The organism is Pseudomonas chaetocerotis, from assembly GCF_015712105.2.
Classification (GTDB): domain Bacteria; phylum Pseudomonadota; class Gammaproteobacteria; order Pseudomonadales; family Pseudomonadaceae; genus Aquipseudomonas; species Aquipseudomonas chaetocerotis.
Genome location: NZ_JACFYX020000006.1, coordinates 263,014 through 281,941, shown reverse-complemented (window position 1 = coordinate 281,941; position 18,928 = coordinate 263,014). Strand labels below are relative to the sequence as shown.

The window sequence follows — 18,928 nt, the reverse complement described above, 5'->3', positions numbered from 1 at the left end:
GGGAAGGCGCGCCAGAATAGCTGCTTTGACGGGGCTTTCAAACAGCGCCTAAACCCGCGTTGCTGCTGCCGCCGGCTTTGTGGAACAATGCCGGAACTTGCGTGTACGAGGTTGCTTGCCGTGATCGATTCTGATGGTTTCCGCCCGAATGTCGGCATCATCCTGACCAATGATGTCGGCCAGGTGCTCTGGGCCAGGCGTATCAACCAGGATGCGTGGCAGTTTCCCCAGGGTGGCATCAATGATCGTGAATCGCCGGAAGAGGCGCTTTACCGTGAACTGAATGAAGAGGTCGGGCTCGAAGAGCAGGATGTGAAGATCCTCGCCTGCACCCGCGGCTGGTTGCGTTATCGTTTGCCGCAGCGTCTGGTGCGCACGCACAGCCAGCCGCTGTGTATCGGGCAGAAGCAGAAGTGGTTTCTGCTGCGTCTGACAGGGGCTGAAGACCGTGTACGCATGGACCTGACCGGCAAGCCCGAATTCGATGGCTGGCGCTGGGTCAGCTACTGGTACCCGCTGGGCCAGGTGGTCACATTCAAGCGCGAGGTCTACCGCCGCGCGCTCAAGGAACTTGCCCCGCGCCTGATCGTGCGCGACTGATACGGACCCCAATCGAGCATGCTCAATACGCTGCGCAAGATCGTCCAGGAAGTAAACGCCGCCAAGGATCTCAAGGCGGCGCTGTCGATCATCGTGCAGCGGGTCAAGGAAGCGATGGGCAGCCAGGTCTGCTCGGTCTACCTGCTCGATCCGGAAACCAATCGCTTCGTGCTGATGGCCACCGATGGTCTCAACAAGCGCTCCATCGGCAAGGTCAGCATGGCGCCCAGCGAAGGTCTGGTTGGCCTGGTCGGTAGCCGTGAAGAACCGCTGAACCTCGAAGATGCCGCCAGCCATCCCCGCTACCGCTACTTCGCCGAGACCGGCGAGGAACGCTATGCCTCCTTCCTCGGTGCGCCCATCATCCACCACCGGCGGGTGATGGGTGTTCTGGTGGTGCAGCAGAAGGAGCGCCGCCAGTTCGACGAAGGCGAGGAAGCCTTCCTGGTCACCATGAGCGCGCAGCTCGCTGGCGTGATCGCCCATGCCGAGGCGACTGGCTCGATTCGCGGTCTGGGGCGCCAGGGCAAGGGCGTGCAGGAGGCCAAGTTCGTCGGCGTGCCGGGGGCGCCGGGGGCAGCGGTCGGTACCGCTGTCGTGGTGCTGCCCCCGGCCGATTTGAATGTAGTTCCAGACCGCAGTGTCGATGACATCGCGGCCGAGCTGGAACTGTTCGACAAGGCATTGGGCTGGGTGCGCGAGGACATGCAGGAGCTGTCCGAGAAGCTCGCCACTCAGCTACGCAAGGAAGAGCGCGCGCTGTTTGACGTCTACCTGATGATGCTCGAGGACGCCGCGCTGGGTAACGAGGTGCGCAAGGTCATCCGTACCGGCCAGTGGGCACAGGGCGCCTTGCGCCAGGTGGTGCTCGACCACGTCAATCGTTTCGAGCTGATGGACGACGCTTACCTGCGCGAGCGCGCCTCCGACGTGCGCGACCTTGGCCGGCGTCTGCTCGCCTACCTGCAGGAAGAGCGCAAGACCACGCTGGTCTACCCGGATAACACCATCCTGGTCAGCGAGGAGCTTTCGCCGGCGATGCTCGGCGAAGTGCCGGAAGGCAAGCTGGTCGGCCTGATCTCGGTGACCGGCTCGGGCAACTCCCACGTGGCGATTTTCGCCCGCGCCATGGGTATTCCCACCGTCATGGGTGTGGTCGACCTGCCGTACTCGAAGATCGACGGCATCAAGTTGATCGTCGACGGCTACCACGGCGAAGTCTTCACCAACCCCAGCGAGCTGCTGAGCAAGCAGTACGCCGAAGTGGTCGAGGAGGAGCGCCAGCTCACCGAAGGGCTCGATGCCCTGCGCGCGTTGCCCTGCGAGACTCTCGATGGTCACCGCATGCCGCTGTGGGTCAACACCGGCCTGCTCGCCGATGTTGCGCGTGCTCAGCAGCGTGGCGCCGAAGGCGTCGGCCTGTACCGCACCGAAGTGCCGTTCATGATCAATGAGCGCTTCCCCAGCGAGAAGGAACAACTCGCCACCTATCGCGAGCAGTTGCAGGCCTTCCACCCTCTGCCGGTGACCATGCGCACCCTGGATATCGGCGGCGACAAGTCGCTGTCCTACTTCCCGATCAAGGAAGAGAATCCCTTCCTGGGTTGGCGCGGCATTCGCGTGACCCTCGATCACCCGGAAATCTTCCTGGTACAGACCCGCGCCATGCTCAAGGCCAGCGAGGGGCTGGACAACCTGCGCATCCTGCTGCCGATGATTTCCGGCACGCAGGAGCTGGAAGAGGCGTTGCACCTGATTCACCGTGCCTGGGGCGAGGTGCGTGACGAGGGCACCGATGTGCCGCTGCCGCCTATCGGCGTGATGATCGAGATCCCGGCAGCCGTCTATCAGACCCGTGAACTGGCGCGTCAGGTGGACTTTCTCTCGGTCGGCTCAAATGACCTGACCCAATACCTGCTGGCGGTCGACCGCAACAACCCGCGCGTGGCGGATCTCTACGACTTCCTCCACCCGGCGGTGCTGCAGGCCTTGCAGAAGGTGGTCAACGACGCGCATCTCGAAGGCAAGCCAGTGAGCATCTGCGGCGAGATGGCCGGTGACCCGGCGGCTGCCGTGTTGCTGCTGGCGATGGGCTTCGATTCGCTGTCGATGAACGCCACCAACCTGCCCAAGGTGAAATGGCTGTTGCGTCAGGTCACCCAGAGCAAGGCCAAGGAACTGCTCGGCCAGGTGATGACCATGGATAACCCGCATCTGATCTACAGCACCTTGCACCTGGCACTGCGCAATCTGGGGCTCGGGCGGGTGATCAATCCGGCATCCAATATCCAGGCCTGAATCGCCTGTAGGAGCGAGCTCTGCTCGCGAAGCTTTTGCGCCGCCAAGATTCGCGGGCAGTTTCGTGGCCCGGATGCAATCCGAGACAACGTCGCTCTCTATTCCCGGATTGCATCCGGGCTACCCGCGCAAGGTGACCTCGCCCAACAGGGCACCATGCGGGCCGAAGCTGCGTTCGGTGATATTCCAGCGTCCATCCCGGCGAAGATTCAGCACCGTGCTGGCACGAGTGCCATAGGTTGCGCTGGATATGAAGACACTCGACAGCAGTCGCTCCGTCGCCAGCCCGACGCCGGTGTCCGGCAGCAGGTGATCGGCTGGCAGGCTGCTGTCGCTCAGCAGCTCCAGTAGCGCTTCATCTTCGCGCTCGATGCTATCGCTCAGGGCACTTCTGGCACGCAACAGCTTCGGCCAGGGCGTGTCCAGGTTGGCGTTGGACATGCCATAAATGCCGCTGTGCAATTGCCGAGGCAGGCCTTCCTGGGAGTTGAGATGCCAGAGCTGATGGCGGTCGCCCAACAGCAGGTTGAAGCCGGCATGCTCTCGTGCGTCGCGCATGATTCGGTCGAGATAGGCCGGTGCCGAGTCCTGGCCCAGCAGGTAGTCGGCCGTCAGCGCGCCGCGTGAGCGCGGGCCGGCTTTTTGCTGCGGGTCGCGGATATTGGTCAGTGCCGCGAAGCGCCCTTGTGCGGTAACACCGAGCCAGGTACCGCCAGCCTGCAGATCGCGACCGGCGAATACGCCGGGTGCATCCGGCCATTGGCTTAGTGCTGCGCTGGGGCGCGCGTAAAACTCGTCGCGATTGGCCGCCAGGCGCAGCACCGTTGGGCTTTCGGGCTGCCAGGCGAAGACGATCAGGCACATGCGCATTTCTCTACTCACGGAGTCTGGCAGGCTAGCGAGCTGAGCGTGGGGCGGCAACCGTTCCGTCGATCCGTATGCCGTTGAGGGGGCATTTCCGCTACCATGCCGCTTTATTTTTGGGGGTGTCGATGGAACTGCTGCTCTACCTGGTGCTGGGTTCGGCTGCCGGTGTGCTGGCGGGTCTGTTCGGCGTGGGCGGCGGTCTGATCATCGTACCGGTGCTGGTGTTGAGCTTCACTGCCCAGGGTATGGCAACGGAAATCCTCACTCACCTGGCAGTGGGAACGTCCCTGGCGACCATCGTCTTTACCTCGACCAATTCGCTGCTCGAGCACCATCGCAAGGGCGCGGTGCGCTGGCCCCTGTTTCGCTGGTTGACCCTGGGCATTGTGCTCGGTGCAGCGCTGGGGGCGATGACCGCGTCGCTGATCCAGGGGCCGCTGCTGCAGAAGATCATCGGTACGTTCGCCATCATCGTTGCCGCGCAGATGGCGCTGGACCTGAAACCCAAGGCCAGTCTCGGTGTCCCAGGCAAGCCGACGCTGACCGTAGCCGGTGGGGTGATCGGTTGGGCGTCGGCGATCTTCGGGATTGGCGGTGGTTCGCTGACCGTGCCCTTTCTGGTCTGGCGCAGCGTGCCGATCCAGCAAGCGGTGGCGACTTCGGCGGCCTGTGGTTTGCCGATCGCCATCGCCGGTGCGCTGAGTTTCATATTTACCGGCTGGGGGAATCCGAGTCTGCCGCAATGGAGCGTCGGTTTCGTGTATCTCCCGGCATTGCTGGGGATCGCCCTGACCAGCATGTTCTTTGCCCGTTTTGGTGCGCGCCTGGCTCATCGCCTGTCGCCACTGTTACTCAAGCGTCTGTTCGCCCTGCTGCTGTTCAGCGTGGGCCTGAGTTTTTTCATTTAAGGAGTCCTGGATGCTGCCTTATCCGCAGATCGACCCGGTGGCCATCGCCCTCGGTCCCCTGAAAATCCATTGGTACGGCCTGATGTATCTGGTCGGTATCGGCGGTGCCTGGTGGCTGGCCTCGCGCCGGCTTGAGCGTTTCGACGCGACCTGGAACAAGGAGAAGCTTTCCGATCTGGTGTTCTGGGTGGCCATGGGGGTGATTCTCGGTGGGCGCCTGGGCTACGTCTTTTTCTATGATTTTGCCGCCTATATCGCCGAACCGGCGAAGATCCTGCGGGTATGGGAGGGCGGCATGTCCTTCCATGGCGGCCTGATCGGGGTAATGCTGGCGACCTGGTGGTTCGGCAAGCGCAACGGCAAGAGCTTCTTCGAACTGATGGACTTCATCGCGCCACTGGTGCCGATTGGCCTGGGTGCTGGGCGCATTGGCAACTTCATCAATGCCGAGCTGTGGGGCAAGGCCACCGACGTGCCCTGGGCAATGGTCTTCCCCACCGACCCGCAGCAACTGGCGCGCCACCCGTCGCAGCTGTACCAGTTCGCCCTGGAAGGCGTCGCGCTGTTCACCATCCTCTGGTTCTATTCGCGCAAACCGCGTCCGACCATGGCCGTTTCCGGCATGTTTGCCGCTTGCTACGGTGTATTCCGCTTCATCGTCGAGTTCGTTCGCGTGCCGGACGCCCAACTCGGCTATCTGGCCTGGGGCTGGCTGACCATGGGGCAGGTCCTCTGCATACCGATGATTCTCGCCGGCCTGGGCCTGATCGCCTACGCCTACAAGCGCCAGCCCGCACAAGGAGCCGTCTGATGAAACAGTACCTCGACCTGATGCGCCACGTGCGTGAGCACGGCACCTTCAAGGAAGACCGCACAGGCACCGGCACCTACAGCGTGTTCGGCTACCAGATGCGCTTCGACCTGGCCGATGGTTTCCCCATCGTCACCACCAAGAAGTGCCACCTGCGCTCGATCATCCACGAGCTGCTGTGGTTCCTGCAGGGTGACACCAACATCAAGTACCTCAAGGACAATGGCGTCAGCATCTGGGACGAGTGGGCCGACGAGAACGGCGACCTCGGCCCGGTCTACGGCTACCAGTGGCGTAGCTGGCCGGCACCCAACGGCGAGTCCATCGACCAGATCGCCAAGCTGATCGAGATGATCAGGAAGAACCCGGACTCGCGTCGTCTGATCGTCTCGGCCTGGAATCCGGCGCTGGTCGAGCAGATGGCGCTGCCGCCGTGCCACGCGCTGTTCCAGTTCTACGTGGCGGACGGCAAGCTCAGCTGCCAGCTCTATCAGCGCTCGGCGGACATCTTCCTCGGCGTGCCCTTCAACATCGCCAGCTATGCGCTGCTGACGCTGATGGTGGCGCAGGTCTGCGACCTGCAGCCGGGCGAGTTTATCTGGACCGGCGGTGACTGCCACCTGTACGCCAACCACATCGAACAAACCGACCTGCAACTGACGCGCCAGCCGTTGCCGTTGCCGACCATGAAGCTAAACCCCGAGGTGAAGGACCTGCTGGCCTTCAAATTCGAGGACTTCGAACTGGTCGGTTACGAAGCGCACCCGCATATCAAGGCGCCGGTCGCGGTCTGAGGGAGGCCGGCAGGCGGGGGCAATTTGCTACCCTTTTCCCTCAACGCGTGAAAAGGAGTCCCCCGTGAGCCGAATCGCACTGGCCCTGCTGCTGGTCTGCAGTTGTTTGACAAGTCATGCCGAGACCTCGCCGCTGCGGGTCGGCATCTCCGAAGTGCCGCCGTTCGTGATCAAGCAGCACGACGGTAGCTGGAGCGGCATCAGCATCGATCTGTGGAATGCCATCGCCGATAAGAATGGCTATGCCTTTCAGTACGAGCCGATGCCCTTCGACCGCCTGCTCGACAGCCTCGAGCAGAACAAAGTCGACGTCGTGGTCGGGGCGATGACCATGACTCCCGAGCGCGAGGCGCGCTTCGACTTCACCCACCCGTTCTACTTCACCGGCCTCGCCATCGCAGTGCCGGCAACTGCCTCGGCGGGCTGGTGGACGACCTTCAAGCGGCTGTTCTCCTGGCGTTTCATCAGCGTGGTGCTGGGGCTGGCTGCGGTTCTGATGCTGGTGGGGGCCTTGATCTGGTTCTTCGAACGACGACGTAACCGCGAGCAGTTCCCTGAAGAGCCTGTGCGCGGTCTGGGCGATGGCTTCTGGTGGGCTGCAGTGACCATGACCACCGTTGGCTATGGTGACAAGTCACCGGTGACGCTGGGAGGGCGGTTGGTCGCGGTGGTGTGGATGTTCGCCGCATTGATCATGGTCTCGACCTTCACGGCGGCAATGACCACGGCCCTGACGGTGAGCAATCTACAGGGCACCATCCAGGGCCCTGGCGACCTGCAAGGTGCCCACGTCGCCAGCGTGCAGCGCACAGCCAGCTCGGACTGGCTGCAGGAGCGGCGCATTCGCCAGAGCGACTATCCGAACCTGACCCAGGCGCTACTGGCCGTGCAGCAGGGCGAGGCCGATGCCATCGTCTACGACAAACCTATCCTGCAGTACCGTAACCGCGAGCTTGTCGGCGTGCGCCTGCAGGTGTTGCCCGGTACCTTCGAGAACCAGAGCTACGGATTCCTGGTGCGCAGCGGCAGCCCGCTGCGGGAGCCGATCAGTCGGGCGGTACTGGGTATCATGGATGATCCGCAATGGCCGCGAACGGTGAGCGACTATCTGGGAGAGGAACTCTGAGACGAGTGGTTGTTCAGGCGTCCCTTGCGGCTTGGTCTTCAGCGAGAAGCGCTGCGTGATTTCATCGATGAAATCGCGCGGCTCGCTGATCGCCCATTCCAGCCAGTTGCCCCACGTCAGCCTCCGCTCATCCAGGCCCGGTGCAGGCTGCCTTCAGGGTGGGCCGGGCTGCGTTCCGCTTTAGCCCGCTGGTTGCATGGAGAGGTCGCTGCGCAGGCGCTCCACCTGTTCGGCGCGCTCGGCCTCTTCCAAACGTGTGAACGGGTTCAGTGATGACCATTCGGGGTGCGCGCGCGCTACCTTCAGTGGCATGGGCAGCTTGCCCTGGCGCCACAGGGTGTCCTGCGGAGCGCCGAGGGTGATGGCGTCCATGGCGGCATGTCCGCGTTTATCCAGTGCCGCCAGCAGTTGCTGCTGACGCAGGGCGAGCAGGCGCAGCACGGCATCGTCGACGGTCAGCTCGCGCTGGCCTTTCAACTTTCCTTTCAGCCTTTCGCCGTAGTTGCGCAGAGTCTGCGCGCTGCCGCCGATCACCGCGCCCAGCGCCGCGGCGGCGCCCAGGGTGAGACCGCCAACCAGCAGGTCGACACCGACGCCGGTGGCTGCACCGGCCGCCATGCCGCCGCCGACCTTGATGCCGAGTTGCTTCAGCGTTTCCGGGTTGAACAGGTCGTCGCCCCAGCGGCCATCGAGCAGTGGCAGATCGGCCGCCTTGGCATCGCTGCTGCGGAAGGCGTACAGGCGCAATATGGCATCGACGCAACGTTGCTCGCGTTGGCGAATCGCATCTCGTAGCTCGGTAATGGCGCCCTGTTCCAGCAACGGCTGGGCGGCGACGCTGCGGCGGCAGGCGGCGCAGTCGATCAGCAGTTCGGCGATCAGGCGGTGACCGCTCTGAAGACGGGCCACGCGCTGCGCTTCATGATCCTCGATCAGTCGCTGCAGCTGCGGGCGCGAACGCTCCAGCAACAGGGCCAGGCTTTCGTACAGACGGCGTTCTCCATCTTCGGGGGGCGCCACGCTGTCGAACGCCACCAGCGCATGCAGGCCAAGGCGGGCCAGGGCTTCGCGCCACTCGCTTTCACGATGGCTGGCGCTGGCGACGAAGTTGAGTACCGGCAGTAAGGGTCTGCCGCACATGTTGAGCACCGCCAGTTCGTCTCGATACTTGGCCAGCACCGGCTCGCGTACGTCGATCACGTACAGCCCGGCGTCGGAGGCCATCAGCTGGCGCAGTACCTTGGCTTCCTGTTCGTAGCGCTGGCGGGCTTCGCTGCCTTCGAGAAAACGACTCAGGCGTGCCGGGCCGTCCAGGCGCTCACCGGGGCGGTCGAGGCGCTCCAGGTAATCGAGCAGAGCGATAGCGTCCTCCAGGCCGGGGGTGTCGTACAGCTCCAGCAACGCCTGGCCGTCCACCGACAGGCGCGCACCCTCGACATGGCGCGTGGTGCTGGCGCGTGGCGAGACCTCGCCGAACTCCACGTCGCGGGTCAGGGTGCGCAGCAGCGAGGTCTTGCCGACGTTGGTGTGGCCGACCAGGGCGAGCTTCAGTGGTTGGCTCATGGTGCAGCCCCCGACGCCGTGTTCCCCGATTGCATCCGGGCTACGGGCTGACGTTCCCCTCTCCCGCTTGCGGGAGAGGGGTTAGGGGAGAGGGGCTTCAACGCGTCAGTCATGTCCGCTCTCCAGCCAGCTCAAGGGCGCCGTATCGCCATGCTGCAGCCCCAGGCTGGCGATTGCCTGGTGCCAGTCCGCCAGGCGAGCGCTGTCCAGGCTTTCGCCAGGGGCGGGGGGCAACAGCCAGATGCGCGTGGCACTCGCACAACGCGCCAATTCGCCAAGCAGCGCCAGAGTGCCGCGATCCGGTGAGCGGCGCGGATCGCAGGCGATCGCCAGACGTTCGGGCGGGAAGCGGGTCAGTTGTTCGAGCAACTGGCGGCGTTGTTCGCGGCTGTCGACCACACCGGCATCGGCCACACCCTGGGGCAGTGGAGCGGGCGGCCAGGGGCGGCGCGCGTCCAGCTCTATGCCCAGCAGCAGCGCGCCGCTGCCAACTTGGATACTGGCGCCGCCTTGCGGCTGATGCAGCGCGGCGGGGGCCAGGTCGCAGATGCCGAGGCGCTCGCTGTCCGGCTGCAGGCGCTGGCGCAACAGGCCGTAGCCGGGCAGTTCAAGGTGCAGCCTCAGCGCGCCTTTGCCCGATTGCCAGCGCCACAGGCACAGCAGCGCCAGCAACAGGCGTGGCAGCAGGCCGTAGACCAGCAGTACACCGACCAGCCAGCCGGCCCAGCTCTGCCGCGCCACTTCGCTGGCGATGGCAGCGTCGCCGCTGGCGCGGATGACCTCGATATCCGGCAGGCTGAAGCCGAGCAGCGCGGGCAGGGCACCGATGGCCTGGGTCAGGGCGATGAAGGTGTCGCCGCCGAGGATGGTGGTTTCCCAGACGAAGCCGTAGCGGCGCGTGGCGAGCAGCAATAGCAGGGTGACCAATGCCGTGAGCATGGCCATCGTCCACAGACCGTTGACCAGCAGACCCAGGCCCCAGCGGGTCAGGCGCTGGCGTTGCAGCATCAGCAGCAGGGCCGGGGCCAGTTGCGCGGCGCTGGCATCGCGCGCCAGTTTTTCACTGAGCCACAGCCACAGGCGACCGAGCGCGCCAGGGTGGTCGCGGGTCAGCAGCAGGCCCAGCAGCCAGCCAAACAGCATCAGCAGGTTGAGCCCGAGGAGGCTGCCCAGCGCCCAGAACACGTTGACGGGTTGGCGCCCGTCACCCAACGCGGCCAGAGCCAGACCGAAGCCGCTGAGCAGGGCCAGCAGCGCCAGCAGCAGGCCGGCCAGGCGTGCGCCCTGCAGCCAGTGCAGCAGCGCCTGCCACTGACCATCACGGCGGGCCAGATGCACGGCGCGATGCTGGATGCGCTCGGCCAGGTCAACCTGCTCGGCACGGGCCAGGCGATTGGCTTCGGCGTCTTCGAGCGGGCCGGCGTGTTCCTCGCGCAGGCGAATGGTCTCGCTGAGCCAGAGGCGTTGCAAGGGCGTCGGGGAGGAGGCGTCTGTCACGCGGCGTCTCGTCGTTCGGATCAGGGGTTGAGGATAACCCCTGATCCGCCGCGGTGCGAATCAGCGCTGCTGGCGCAGGCGCACGGCGATGTCCGGTTGGTCGATGAACAGGCCGTCGATGCCGGTGGCGAGGAAGGCACGCAGTTCGGCATCGATGTCGCCGTGTTCGGCAGGGGCACTACCACTGCGCAGGCTGGTGGGCAGGAAGGCGTTCTCGGCGCGGAAGGTGTAGGGATGCACCTTGAGCCCGGCAGCATGGGCATCACGTACCAGGCTGGTCGGCGCGGTGAGGTTACCGGCGGCATCACGCGGAATGATCATGCCTTTCTCCGGGCCGATGCCGGCGGCGTAACGCGCGATGTCTTGCAGGCCTTGTGGGGTGATCATCTGTTGATAGCCCAGGTCACTGCCCTGTGCCTGCTGATCGTAGGGTTGGCCCTCTATCCACAGCAGCTGCACCAGGCGGATCGGGGTCAGCGTGCTCAGCGTCTTGAGGTTGTCCACTTCGAAGGACTGAATGAAAACGGGCGCGTCGGCGCTGTCATAGCCGTTGCGTTCGAGCACCGCCAGCAGCGGTTTTTCCATGGCCAGGTCGAGTTGCTGGAAATGCGTGGGGTGCTTGGTTTCCGGGTACAACCCGATGGTTCGTTGCTGGAGGGCTTCCAGCCGTTTCACCAGATCGATGACCTCTTGCAAGGTAGGAATCTCGAACTGGCCATCGAAGCGGGTATTGCCCGGCCGTTGCTGCGGGATGCGCTCAATGGCGCGCAGGGTTTTCAGCTCGGCCAGGGTGAAGTCTTCGCTGAACCAGCCTTCCAGGCTGCGTCCGTCTACGCTCTGGGTGCGTTTGCGGTCAGCGAACTCGGGGCGCTGCGCCACATCGGTGGTCAGCCCCAGTTCATTGTCGTGGCGGGCGACCAGTTGGCCGTCGCGGGTCATCACCAGGTCGGGCTCGATGTAGTCGGCGCCTTGCAAGGCCGCCAGTGCGTAGGCGGCCAGGGTGTGCTCGGGCGCGTAGCCACTGGCACCGCGGTGGGCGATCACCAGTGGCGCCTTGGTGTCCGAGGTCTGGGGTTGCTTGGCGCTGGGTTGCTGCTGGGCCCAGTCGATGGCGGCCTGGACGTTGTCCAGAGCCGGGCTGGCGAAGACCGACAGTGGCAGCAGTGTGACGCCCAATATCCAGGCGGAGAGTGATTTCGACATGACGCTAGCTCCTTGCTCGTAAGTTCAGCCGCTAGCCTGCTACGGCGAATATGACGATACGACGACAGCGCTGCTTCGGCCACGGGTGGGCTGCGAGGCCTCTGGGTGCTCTGCTATGCTCGCAGCCATGAAAACGACTCTACCTCTTTCCCTGATCGCCGCGCTCGCGCACAACCGTGTGATTGGTCGCGACAATCAGCTGCCCTGGCATCTGCCGGCGGACCTCAAGCACTTCAAGGCACTGACGCTCGGCAAGCCGATCATCATGGGGCGCAAGACTTGGGATTCGCTCGGTCGGCCGTTGCCCGGCCGGCTCAATATCGTGGTCAGCCGCCAGGTGGGCCTGGCCCTGGAAGGGGCCGAGGTATTCGCGACGCTGGAAGAGGCCATCGAGCGAGCCGACGCCTGGGCACGTGAGGAGAATGCCGGGGAGCTGATGCTGATCGGCGGCGCGCAGCTTTATGAGCTGGGCCTGGCCCAGGCTGATCGCCTGTACCTGACGCGTGTCGGCCTCGACCCCGAAGGCGATGCCTTCTTCCCCGAGCTCGACGAGGCTACATGGCGCATGACCTCCAGCGTCGAGCACGCGGCTTCGGCCGAGACACCGTTCTACGCCTTCGAAGTGTGGGAGCGCCACGGCGCATAACCCACCGAGCGTTCCGGCCCTCTTTGCCGCCAGGTTCTTCTGCGCGACGTGATGGCCACTGCCTTGCCTTTGCCGTAATTTTCTTTCGTGCATCCTGATGCAGGTTTTTACATGTCTGAGCAATCGCCCGACGACGAGCAACTGAACGCCGTCGCTGCACTCTTCGTGCGTCATCCGCTCTGGGAAGATGCGCTGGCCCTGCTGTTCGGCACCGCTCTGGTGGCGCTGGGCATCGCCTTCTACGCCCATGCGGGCTTGCTGACGGGCGGCACCGTCGGCATCGCCTTTCTGGCCAACTACCAGGCTGGTTGGTCGTTCGGTCTGGTGTTTTGTCTGGTCAATCTGCCGTTCTATCTGCTCGGCATCTGGCGTATGGGCTGGGGTTTCACCTTGCGCACGGGCTGCGCGGTGTTGCTGGTTTCGTTGCTGGCGGAGCTGACGCCGCAGTGGGTCGCCTTCGCCCACCTCAGCGCCGTGTATGCCGCGCTGTTCGGTGGTGCCGCCATGGGGCTGGGTTTGCTCATGCTGTTCCGCCACCGCGCCAGCCTGGGAGGGGTGAACATTCTCGCGCTGTACATGCAGGCGCGCTTCGGTTTCCGTGCGGGCACCGTGCAGATGGCCATCGATGCGAGCATCGTGCTGGCGGCGATCTTCGTGGTGTCGCCAGACAAGGTGCTGCTCTCGGTGCTAGGGGCGGTGATGCTCAATCTGGTGCTGGCGATCAATCACCGGGCTGATCGCTACGTCGGCGTCAGTTGAGCCCATGAACGAACGAGGGGCTGCCTCGCTGGAGGCAGCTCCTCGTCGTTTATCGCGGGCGCGAGAATCAGATCACGTCGGTGAACTGGATGATTTCGACCCAGTAGCCGTCCGGGTCCTTGATGAAGGCGATGTCGCGCATGCGGCCGTCGGTCAGGCGCTTCTGGAAGTCCACGCCAAGGTCTTCGAAGCGCTGGCAGGCCGCCTTGATGTCCGGTACCGACACGCACAGGTGACCGAAGCCGCGCGGGTCGCTGTTGCCGCTGTGGTAGGAAAATTCCGGGTCTTTCTCGGTACCGTAGTTGTAGGTCAGCTCCAGCACGCCGGGGATCGACTTGCGCCACTGATGGCGGGCCGCCGAGTCAGCCGGGATCTGCGACTTGTCGGCGATCAAGGCGAGGAAGTACAGACTGAACTCGGCGTCGGGGAAGTCCTTCTTCTCCAGCAAGGTGAAGCCCAGCACGCGGGTGTAGAAGTCCAGGGATTTCTGCAGGTCCTTCACGCGGATCATGGTGTGGTTGTAGACGAAGTCGGCAGTGGCGACGTCGGGGTTGGCGGTCACGCCGGCAATGGCGTTGAGCTCGTCGAGGGTCATGGGGTTCTCCATCAGGCGGGGAAAAGGCTGTACCAGCCTAGATGGACTCGCTGAGGGCGTTTTTCAAGGGTAGGGTGCGCCGTGCGCACCTGGGCCATTCGCAGTCGCCGATCGGTTGGTAGGGCGGTGGACGGATGAAGCGTCGTCCACCCAAGGGCAGGTATCAGACCTGTAGCGTGATCAGTTCGGCCCGGACCCTCTGGTCGTTGATATGCAGGATGCCAACGCCGACGGGCAGCTTGAAACGTCGTGGCCCGGCACTGCCTGGATTGAGGTAGAGCACGCCGCCAAGCAGCTCGTGCAGCGGCTTGTGCGAGTGACCGGCAATCACCACGTCGATGTTCTGCTCAGCCGGGTCGATATCCAGTTGCTTGAGGTCGTGCAGCACATGCAGGGTGATGGCGCCGAAGCGTAGCGTCAGACGCTCGGGGATGGCGTCGGCCCAACTGTCCCGATCATTGTTGCCGCGTACCACCGACAGTGGTGCGATGCGCTCCAGCTCGGCCAGGATGTGCGGCCCGCCGATATCGCCGGCATGGATCAGGTGATCGACGCCTTGCAGCGCTGCCAGGGCCTCGGGGCGCAGCAGATTGTGAGTGTCAGCGATCAGACCGATACGCATGATGAGGTCCCGAGCATGGATGCAGGAGCCAGCTTGCTGGCGATCGGCGCCAGTTGCAAAACCTTCCGTCCACAAAAAGCCCGGCAAACCAGGCCGGGCTTTTGCTGTAGCAATGTGACGAATCAGTCGTCCAGCATGGCCTTGTTACGCACCGCGCCCTTGTCGGCGCTGGTGGCGAGCAGGGCGTAGGCCTTGAGTGCCGTGGTCACCTTGCGGGTACGCGGTGCAGCAGGCTTCCAGCCCTTCTTGTCCTGCTCTGCGCGGCGGGAGGCCAGTTCTTCATCGCTTACCAGCAGGTTGATGCTGCGGTTGGGGATGTCGATGAGGATTTTGTCGCCATCGTTGACCAGGCCGATAGCACCGCCTGCTGCCGCTTCCGGCGAGGCGTGGCCGATGGACAGGCCGCTGGTGCCGCCGGAGAAACGACCGTCGGTGAGCAGGGCACAGGCCTTGCCCAGGCCCTTGGACTTCAGGTAGCTGGTCGGATAGAGCATTTCCTGCATGCCCGGGCCGCCTTTCGGGCCTTCGTAGCGGATGATGACGATGTCACCTTCCTTCACTTCGTCGGCGAGGATGCCCTTGACCGCGCTGTCCTGGCTTTCGAAGACCTTGGCGGTGCCTTCGAAGACGTGGATCGACTCATCGACGCCGGCGGTCTTCACCACGCAGCCATCGAGGGCGATGTTGCCGTACAGCACTGCAAGTCCACCCTCTTGCGAGTAAGCGTGCTCGACGCTGCGAATACAACCATTCTCGCGGTCGTCATCCAGGCTGTCCCAGCGGGTGCTCTGGCTGAACGCGGTCTGGCTGGGGATGCCGGCCGGGCCTGCCTTGAAAAAGTGATGAACCGATTCGTCCTGAGTCTGGGTGATGTCCCATTGGGCGATGGCTTCGGCCATGTTCGGGCTGTGCACAGTGTGGGCATCGGTGTGCAGCAGGCCGCCACGTGCCAGCTCGCCGAGAATGGAGAAGATGCCGCCGGCGCGGTGCACGTCTTCCATGTGGTACTTCTGGATGTTCGGCGCGACTTTGCACAGCTGCGGTACCTTGCGCGACAGGCGATCGATGTCGCGCAGGTCGAAGGCGATCTCCGCTTCCTGGGCAGCAGCCAGCAGGTGCAGGATGGTGTTGGTCGAACCGCCCATGGCGATGTCCAGGGTCATGGCGTTTTCGAACGCCTTGAAGTTGGCGACATTGCGCGGCAGCACCGAGTCGTCGCCTTCGCCGTAGTAGCGTTGGCAGAGTTCGACGGCCAGGCGACCGGCGCGCAGGAACAGCTGTTCACGATCGCTGTGGGTGGCCAGGGTCGAACCGTTGCCTGGCAGCGCCAGACCCAGGGCTTCGACCAGGCAGTTCATCGAGTTGGCGGTGAACATGCCGGAGCAGCTGCCGCAGGTCGGGCAAGCGCTGCGCTCGTACTCGGCGACCTTCTCGTCGGAGGCGCTGGAGTCGGCGGCAATCACCATCGCGTCGACCAGATCCAGGCCATGGTTGGCCAGCTTGGTCTTGCCGGCTTCCATCGGGCCGCCGGAAACGAACACCACCGGGATGTTCAGGCGCAGGGCGGCCATCAGCATGCCGGGGGTGATCTTGTCGCAGTTGCTGATGCAGACGATGGCGTCGGCGCAGTGGGCGTTGACCATGTACTCCACGGAGTCGGCGATGATCTCGCGGCTCGGCAGCGAATAGAGCATGCCGTCGTGGCCCATGGCGATGCCGTCGTCGACGGCGATGGTGTTGAATTCCTTGGCCACGCCGCCGTGCTTCTCGATCTCGCGGGCGACCAGTTGACCCAGGTCCTTCAGGTGCACGTGGCCGGGCACGAACTGGGTGAAGGAGTTGGCGATGGCGATGATCGGTTTCTTGAAGTCTTCGTCCTTCATCCCGGTGGCGCGCCACAGGGCGCGGGCGCCGGCCATGTTGCGGCCATGGGTGGAGGTCTTCGAGCGGTAATCGGGCATGACACGGTTCCTGCGGCTGATCAGGTGATGTTCGTATGGTGAGCGTCGACTGAACCGGATGCAAACGGAAGGTGGCCGTGCGTTCGGCGGGGCCGCAGGACGCCGCAGTGTGGGCGCGCGTCTGGCCCGTGCTCAGGGCCCGCCAGGGGATGATGGCGAGGGATTCGGTGATTCTACTCCCGCTACTGGCGCAGCGCCAAGGCGCTGCTGATTGCCGGTGTCCCGGGGCGAGTGACCTTATGTCCGTCATTGCGAGCCGATCGGCGACTCCTCCCACGCCTCCACTACTGCCTGATTCTCGCTTCCCGTTGAAGGATGAGCGCAGTTCCCGCAGTACCTTTCAGGACATGCGGGCTGTGTAGCGGTCTGCGTCGGTCGTTACAGCGCTATCGCTCCTGACATCAGCGCCTGCTGCGTCTTTCGGGGCAGGGCCTCAGTGCGGAATTTCGATCCCTCGCATCCGCTCGGCACGGCGGCGCAGCAGTTCGATGGTTACCAGCAACGCGATGGATACCAGAATCAGCAGAGTGGCGATGGCCAGGATGCTCGGGTTGATCTGCTCGCGCAGGCCCGAGAACATCTGCCGCGGAATGGTGCGCTGTTGTGGCCCGGCCATGAACAGGATTACCACCACCTCATCGAAGGAAGTGATGAAGGCGAACAGTGCGCCTGAAATCACGCCGGGGCGGATCAGCGGCATGATCACGTCGAAGAACACGCGTATTGGCGTGGCGCCGAGATTCAGCGCTGCGCGCGCCAGGCTGTAGTCGAAGCCGGTGAGCGTGGCGGTGACAGTGATGATGACGAAGGGCGTGCCGAGCGCCGCGTGGGCCAGGATCACACCCAGATAGCCGCCGGCCAGGCCGAGGTCTGAGTAAAAAAAGAACATGCCAGCGGCGGTGATGATCAGCGGCACGATCATCGGCGACAGCAGCAGGGCGGTGATGAAGCGGCGAAACGGCATCTCGTCGCGCGCCAGGCCCACGGCGGCGCAGGTACCCAGAATCGTGGCGAGAAGGGTGGAGAGGATGCCGATGAAGAAGCTGTTCTTGATCGCCAGTATCCACTTCGGATCGTTGAAGATCTCCTGGTACCAGCGCAGCGAGTAGGCCTCGGGGTCCAGTCTGAGCATGCCTTCGGTAAAGCTGAAGAACGGCTCGGCATTGAACGACAGCGGCACGATCACCAGAATCGGCAGGATCAGGAACAGCAGCACCAGCCAGGAGCTGACCTTGAGCAGCCAACTGCCGAGGTGGTGCCAGAAGCCGTAATAGGCGGGAATTTTCATAGCGCTGAGCCCGTATCGAGGAGACGACGGGTGCCGCCTGTAGCCCGGACGCAGTCCGGGGAAGGAAAGGCGGCTGGTTTCCTGGATTGCATCCGGGCTACGCCGTTATGAGGAAATGACGGTACGGACATGTTCATCCCAACTTGATATTGCTGGCGCCGACGAAGCGGTCGTACACCCAGTACAGCAACAGGATCAGCCCGAGCAGCAGCGAGCCCAGTGCGGCGGCCAGCTCCCAGTTGTTCGAGCGCTGCATGTGGAAGGCGATGATGTTGCTGATCATCTGCCCATCAGTACCTCCGACCAGCGCCGGGGTGATGTAGTAGCCCACCGAGATGATGAACACCAGCAGCGCTCCGGCGCTGAGGCCAGGCAAGGTCATCGGGAAGTAGATGCGGGCGAACGCCGGAATGGGTTTGTCGCCGAGGCTTAGCGCCGCCCGCATGTAGCTGGGGTCGATGCCGCGCATCACGCTGTACAGCGGCAGGATCATGAACGGCAGCAGGATGTGGGTCATCGCCACCACGGTGGCGAACGAGGTGTAGAGCATCTCGAAGGGCTGACTGATCAGGCCGATGCCCATGAGGAAGGAATTGATCACGCCGTTGGTCTGCAGCAGGGCGATCCACGAGGTGGTGCGCACCAGCAACGAGGTCCAGAACGGCAGCAGTACCAACACCAGCAGCAGGTTGGCGCGATTCGATGGCAACCCGGCCAGGTAGTAGGCCAGTGGGTAGCCGAGCAGGGCGCAAAGCAGCGTGATGACCAGCGCCATGTTCAGGGTCTTGGAGTAAAGCTGCAGGTAGATCTGCGTGTCCTGGCGTACCTGGATGCCATCGTCGGGGTGCAGTTCAAGATCCAGAGCGGTCAGGTAGTAGTCGTAGGTGTAGACCTTGCCGGCGCGCTCGATGGCGTACCACAGCTCGGGCTTGCTCCAGTTGCGATGGGCGTCGAGCAGGGTCTTTGTGCCTTGGCTCTGCAGCTCTTGCGCATCCAGCCGGCCAACACGGCGGGCGGTGGATTTGACCACGCTGGACATGCCGGTGTACGCACGGTTGAACTCTTCGGAGAGCTTGCCAGACAGGCGTTGCTCGTTAAGACCCTGCAGCTCTTTGACGAATACCTGCAGGGTCTTGTCGTCCGGTAGTTGCTTGTGATCGTCCCACCGCTCGAGTTCGGCCAGGGTCAGTGGAATCAGTTCGGCCACGGTCGGGTGATGCACGCTGCGCCACAGCATGGTGCCGATCGGTGCGACGAAGGTGACGATGATGAACAGCAGCAGCGGCACCACGAACAGGAAGGCGGCGAGGCGTTTCTTGCGACGGGCGCTGGCAGCTTGGCCGGCTTCGCTGGTGGTCAGGGATGACAAGGCGTTACTCCGTAAAGCAGG

17 protein-coding genes are annotated in these 18,928 nt (G+C 63.9%); 8 read left to right on the top strand and 9 right to left on the bottom strand.

Going from position 1 to position 18,928, the window contains the following annotated elements:
• The first annotated feature begins 120 nt into the window (after positions 1 to 120).
• The gene (locus tag H3221_RS13055; RefSeq protein WP_004373919.1) at positions 121 to 600 is read left to right on the top strand and encodes an RNA pyrophosphohydrolase; all 480 of its coding nucleotides are present in this window, start codon (positions 121 to 123) and stop codon (positions 598 to 600) included.
• Between the two features lie 18 nt (positions 601 to 618).
• Positions 619 to 2,898 (top strand): phosphoenolpyruvate--protein phosphotransferase, encoded by a 2,280-nt coding sequence (gene ptsP, locus H3221_RS13050; protein WP_046493394.1) that lies wholly within the window; start codon positions 619 to 621, stop codon positions 2,896 to 2,898.
• Between the two features lie 120 nt (positions 2,899 to 3,018).
• Here the strand turns inward: ptsP and H3221_RS13045 are convergent, their stop codons facing one another.
• Positions 3,019 to 3,762, bottom strand: a complete 744-nt coding sequence (locus H3221_RS13045; protein WP_196476624.1) for an NRDE family protein — start codon at positions 3,760 to 3,762, stop codon at positions 3,019 to 3,021.
• A 128-nt stretch (positions 3,763 to 3,890) separates the two neighbouring features.
• Here H3221_RS13045 and H3221_RS13040 point away from each other — a divergent pair, with 128 nt between their 5' ends.
• From H3221_RS13040 to H3221_RS13025, 4 genes are all read left to right on the top strand, one after another.
• Positions 3,891 to 4,673 (top strand): sulfite exporter TauE/SafE family protein, encoded by a 783-nt coding sequence (locus H3221_RS13040; RefSeq protein ID WP_196476625.1) that lies wholly within the window; start codon positions 3,891 to 3,893, stop codon positions 4,671 to 4,673.
• Between the two features lie 10 nt (positions 4,674 to 4,683).
• Positions 4,684 to 5,484 carry a prolipoprotein diacylglyceryl transferase gene (lgt, locus tag H3221_RS13035; RefSeq protein WP_196476626.1) on the top strand — a complete coding sequence of 267 codons (801 nt, stop codon included), beginning with the start codon at positions 4,684 to 4,686 and terminating at the stop codon, positions 5,482 to 5,484.
• The gene (locus H3221_RS13030; protein WP_196476627.1) at positions 5,484 to 6,278 is read left to right on the top strand and encodes a thymidylate synthase; all 795 of its coding nucleotides are present in this window, start codon (positions 5,484 to 5,486) and stop codon (positions 6,276 to 6,278) included. Before lgt ends, H3221_RS13030 begins: the two co-directional genes overlap by 1 nt.
• 64 nt (positions 6,279 to 6,342) lie before the next feature.
• Positions 6,343 to 7,404 carry a transporter substrate-binding domain-containing protein gene (locus tag H3221_RS13025; RefSeq protein WP_224490594.1) on the top strand — a complete coding sequence of 354 codons (1,062 nt, stop codon included), beginning with the start codon at positions 6,343 to 6,345 and terminating at the stop codon, positions 7,402 to 7,404.
• A 180-nt stretch (positions 7,405 to 7,584) separates the two neighbouring features.
• Here H3221_RS13025 and H3221_RS13020 read toward each other — a convergent pair whose 3' ends face one another.
• The 3 genes from H3221_RS13020 to H3221_RS13010 form a co-directional block, all read right to left on the bottom strand.
• A complete protein-coding gene (locus tag H3221_RS13020; protein ID WP_196476628.1) occupies positions 7,585 to 8,967 on the bottom strand; it encodes a GTPase/DUF3482 domain-containing protein in 1,383 nt (460 codons plus the stop codon).
• 105 nt (positions 8,968 to 9,072) lie between these two features.
• On the bottom strand, positions 9,073 to 10,464 hold the full coding sequence (locus H3221_RS13015) for a DUF2868 domain-containing protein (protein ID WP_196476629.1): 1,392 nt from the start codon (positions 10,462 to 10,464) through the stop codon (positions 9,073 to 9,075).
• Between the two features lie 60 nt (positions 10,465 to 10,524).
• Positions 10,525 to 11,667 carry a glycerophosphodiester phosphodiesterase gene (locus tag H3221_RS13010; RefSeq protein WP_196476630.1) on the bottom strand — a complete coding sequence of 381 codons (1,143 nt, stop codon included), beginning with the start codon at positions 11,665 to 11,667 and terminating at the stop codon, positions 10,525 to 10,527.
• A 127-nt stretch (positions 11,668 to 11,794) separates the two neighbouring features.
• Between H3221_RS13010 and H3221_RS13005 the strand changes: the two genes are divergently transcribed.
• The gene (locus tag H3221_RS13005; protein WP_397428041.1) at positions 11,795 to 12,313 is read left to right on the top strand and encodes a dihydrofolate reductase; all 519 of its coding nucleotides are present in this window, start codon (positions 11,795 to 11,797) and stop codon (positions 12,311 to 12,313) included.
• Between the two features lie 111 nt (positions 12,314 to 12,424).
• The gene (locus tag H3221_RS13000; RefSeq protein ID WP_196476632.1) at positions 12,425 to 13,072 is read left to right on the top strand and encodes a YitT family protein; all 648 of its coding nucleotides are present in this window, start codon (positions 12,425 to 12,427) and stop codon (positions 13,070 to 13,072) included.
• 67 nt (positions 13,073 to 13,139) lie between these two features.
• Here the strand turns inward: H3221_RS13000 and gloA are convergent, their stop codons facing one another.
• The 5 genes from gloA to H3221_RS12975 all read right to left on the bottom strand — a co-directional run bounded on the left by gloA (position 13,140) and on the right by H3221_RS12975 (position 18,907).
• Positions 13,140 to 13,667, bottom strand: coding sequence for a lactoylglutathione lyase (gene gloA / locus H3221_RS12995; RefSeq protein WP_196476633.1), 528 nt, complete (start codon positions 13,665 to 13,667; stop codon positions 13,140 to 13,142).
• Between the two features lie 163 nt (positions 13,668 to 13,830).
• Entirely contained in the window at positions 13,831 to 14,289 is a 459-nt protein-coding gene (locus H3221_RS12990) for a metallophosphoesterase family protein (RefSeq protein ID WP_196476634.1), read from the bottom strand.
• A 122-nt stretch (positions 14,290 to 14,411) separates the two neighbouring features.
• Positions 14,412 to 16,250, bottom strand: coding sequence for a dihydroxy-acid dehydratase (gene ilvD, locus H3221_RS12985; protein ID WP_196476635.1), 1,839 nt, complete (start codon positions 16,248 to 16,250; stop codon positions 14,412 to 14,414).
• Positions 16,251 to 16,683: 433 nt separating this feature from the next.
• Positions 16,684 to 17,538 (bottom strand): ABC transporter permease, encoded by an 855-nt coding sequence (locus H3221_RS12980; RefSeq protein ID WP_196476636.1) that lies wholly within the window; start codon positions 17,536 to 17,538, stop codon positions 16,684 to 16,686.
• Between the two features lie 133 nt (positions 17,539 to 17,671).
• Positions 17,672 to 18,907: an ABC transporter permease gene (locus H3221_RS12975; protein ID WP_196476637.1), complete on the bottom strand. Its 1,236-nt coding sequence runs from the start codon at positions 18,905 to 18,907 to the stop codon at positions 17,672 to 17,674.
• Positions 18,908 to 18,928 lie beyond the last annotated feature (21 nt).

Excerpts from the sequence above, each read along its gene's own strand:
- gloA (WP_196476633.1), bottom strand. The coding sequence starts at position 13,667 with ATGACCCTCGACGAGCTCAACGCCATTGCCGGCGTGACCGCCAACCCC.
- lgt (WP_196476626.1), top strand. The coding sequence starts at position 4,684 with ATGCTGCCTTATCCGCAGATCGACCCGGTGGCCATCGCCCTCGGTCCC.
- H3221_RS13010 (WP_196476630.1), bottom strand. The coding sequence starts at position 11,667 with ATGTCGAAATCACTCTCCGCCTGGATATTGGGCGTCACACTGCTGCCA.
- ptsP (WP_046493394.1), top strand. The coding sequence starts at position 619 with ATGCTCAATACGCTGCGCAAGATCGTCCAGGAAGTAAACGCCGCCAAG.
- H3221_RS13040 (WP_196476625.1), top strand. The coding sequence starts at position 3,891 with ATGGAACTGCTGCTCTACCTGGTGCTGGGTTCGGCTGCCGGTGTGCTG.
- H3221_RS12980 (WP_196476636.1), bottom strand. The coding sequence starts at position 17,538 with ATGAAAATTCCCGCCTATTACGGCTTCTGGCACCACCTCGGCAGTTGG.
- H3221_RS13005 (WP_397428041.1), top strand. The coding sequence starts at position 11,795 with ATGAAAACGACTCTACCTCTTTCCCTGATCGCCGCGCTCGCGCACAAC.
- ilvD (WP_196476635.1), bottom strand. The coding sequence starts at position 16,250 with ATGCCCGATTACCGCTCGAAGACCTCCACCCATGGCCGCAACATGGCC.
- H3221_RS13020 (WP_196476628.1), bottom strand. The coding sequence starts at position 8,967 with ATGAGCCAACCACTGAAGCTCGCCCTGGTCGGCCACACCAACGTCGGC.
- H3221_RS13030 (WP_196476627.1), top strand. The coding sequence starts at position 5,484 with ATGAAACAGTACCTCGACCTGATGCGCCACGTGCGTGAGCACGGCACC.
- H3221_RS13000 (WP_196476632.1), top strand. The coding sequence starts at position 12,425 with ATGTCTGAGCAATCGCCCGACGACGAGCAACTGAACGCCGTCGCTGCA.
- H3221_RS13045 (WP_196476624.1), bottom strand. The coding sequence starts at position 3,762 with ATGTGCCTGATCGTCTTCGCCTGGCAGCCCGAAAGCCCAACGGTGCTG.
- H3221_RS12990 (WP_196476634.1), bottom strand. The coding sequence starts at position 14,289 with ATGCGTATCGGTCTGATCGCTGACACTCACAATCTGCTGCGCCCCGAG.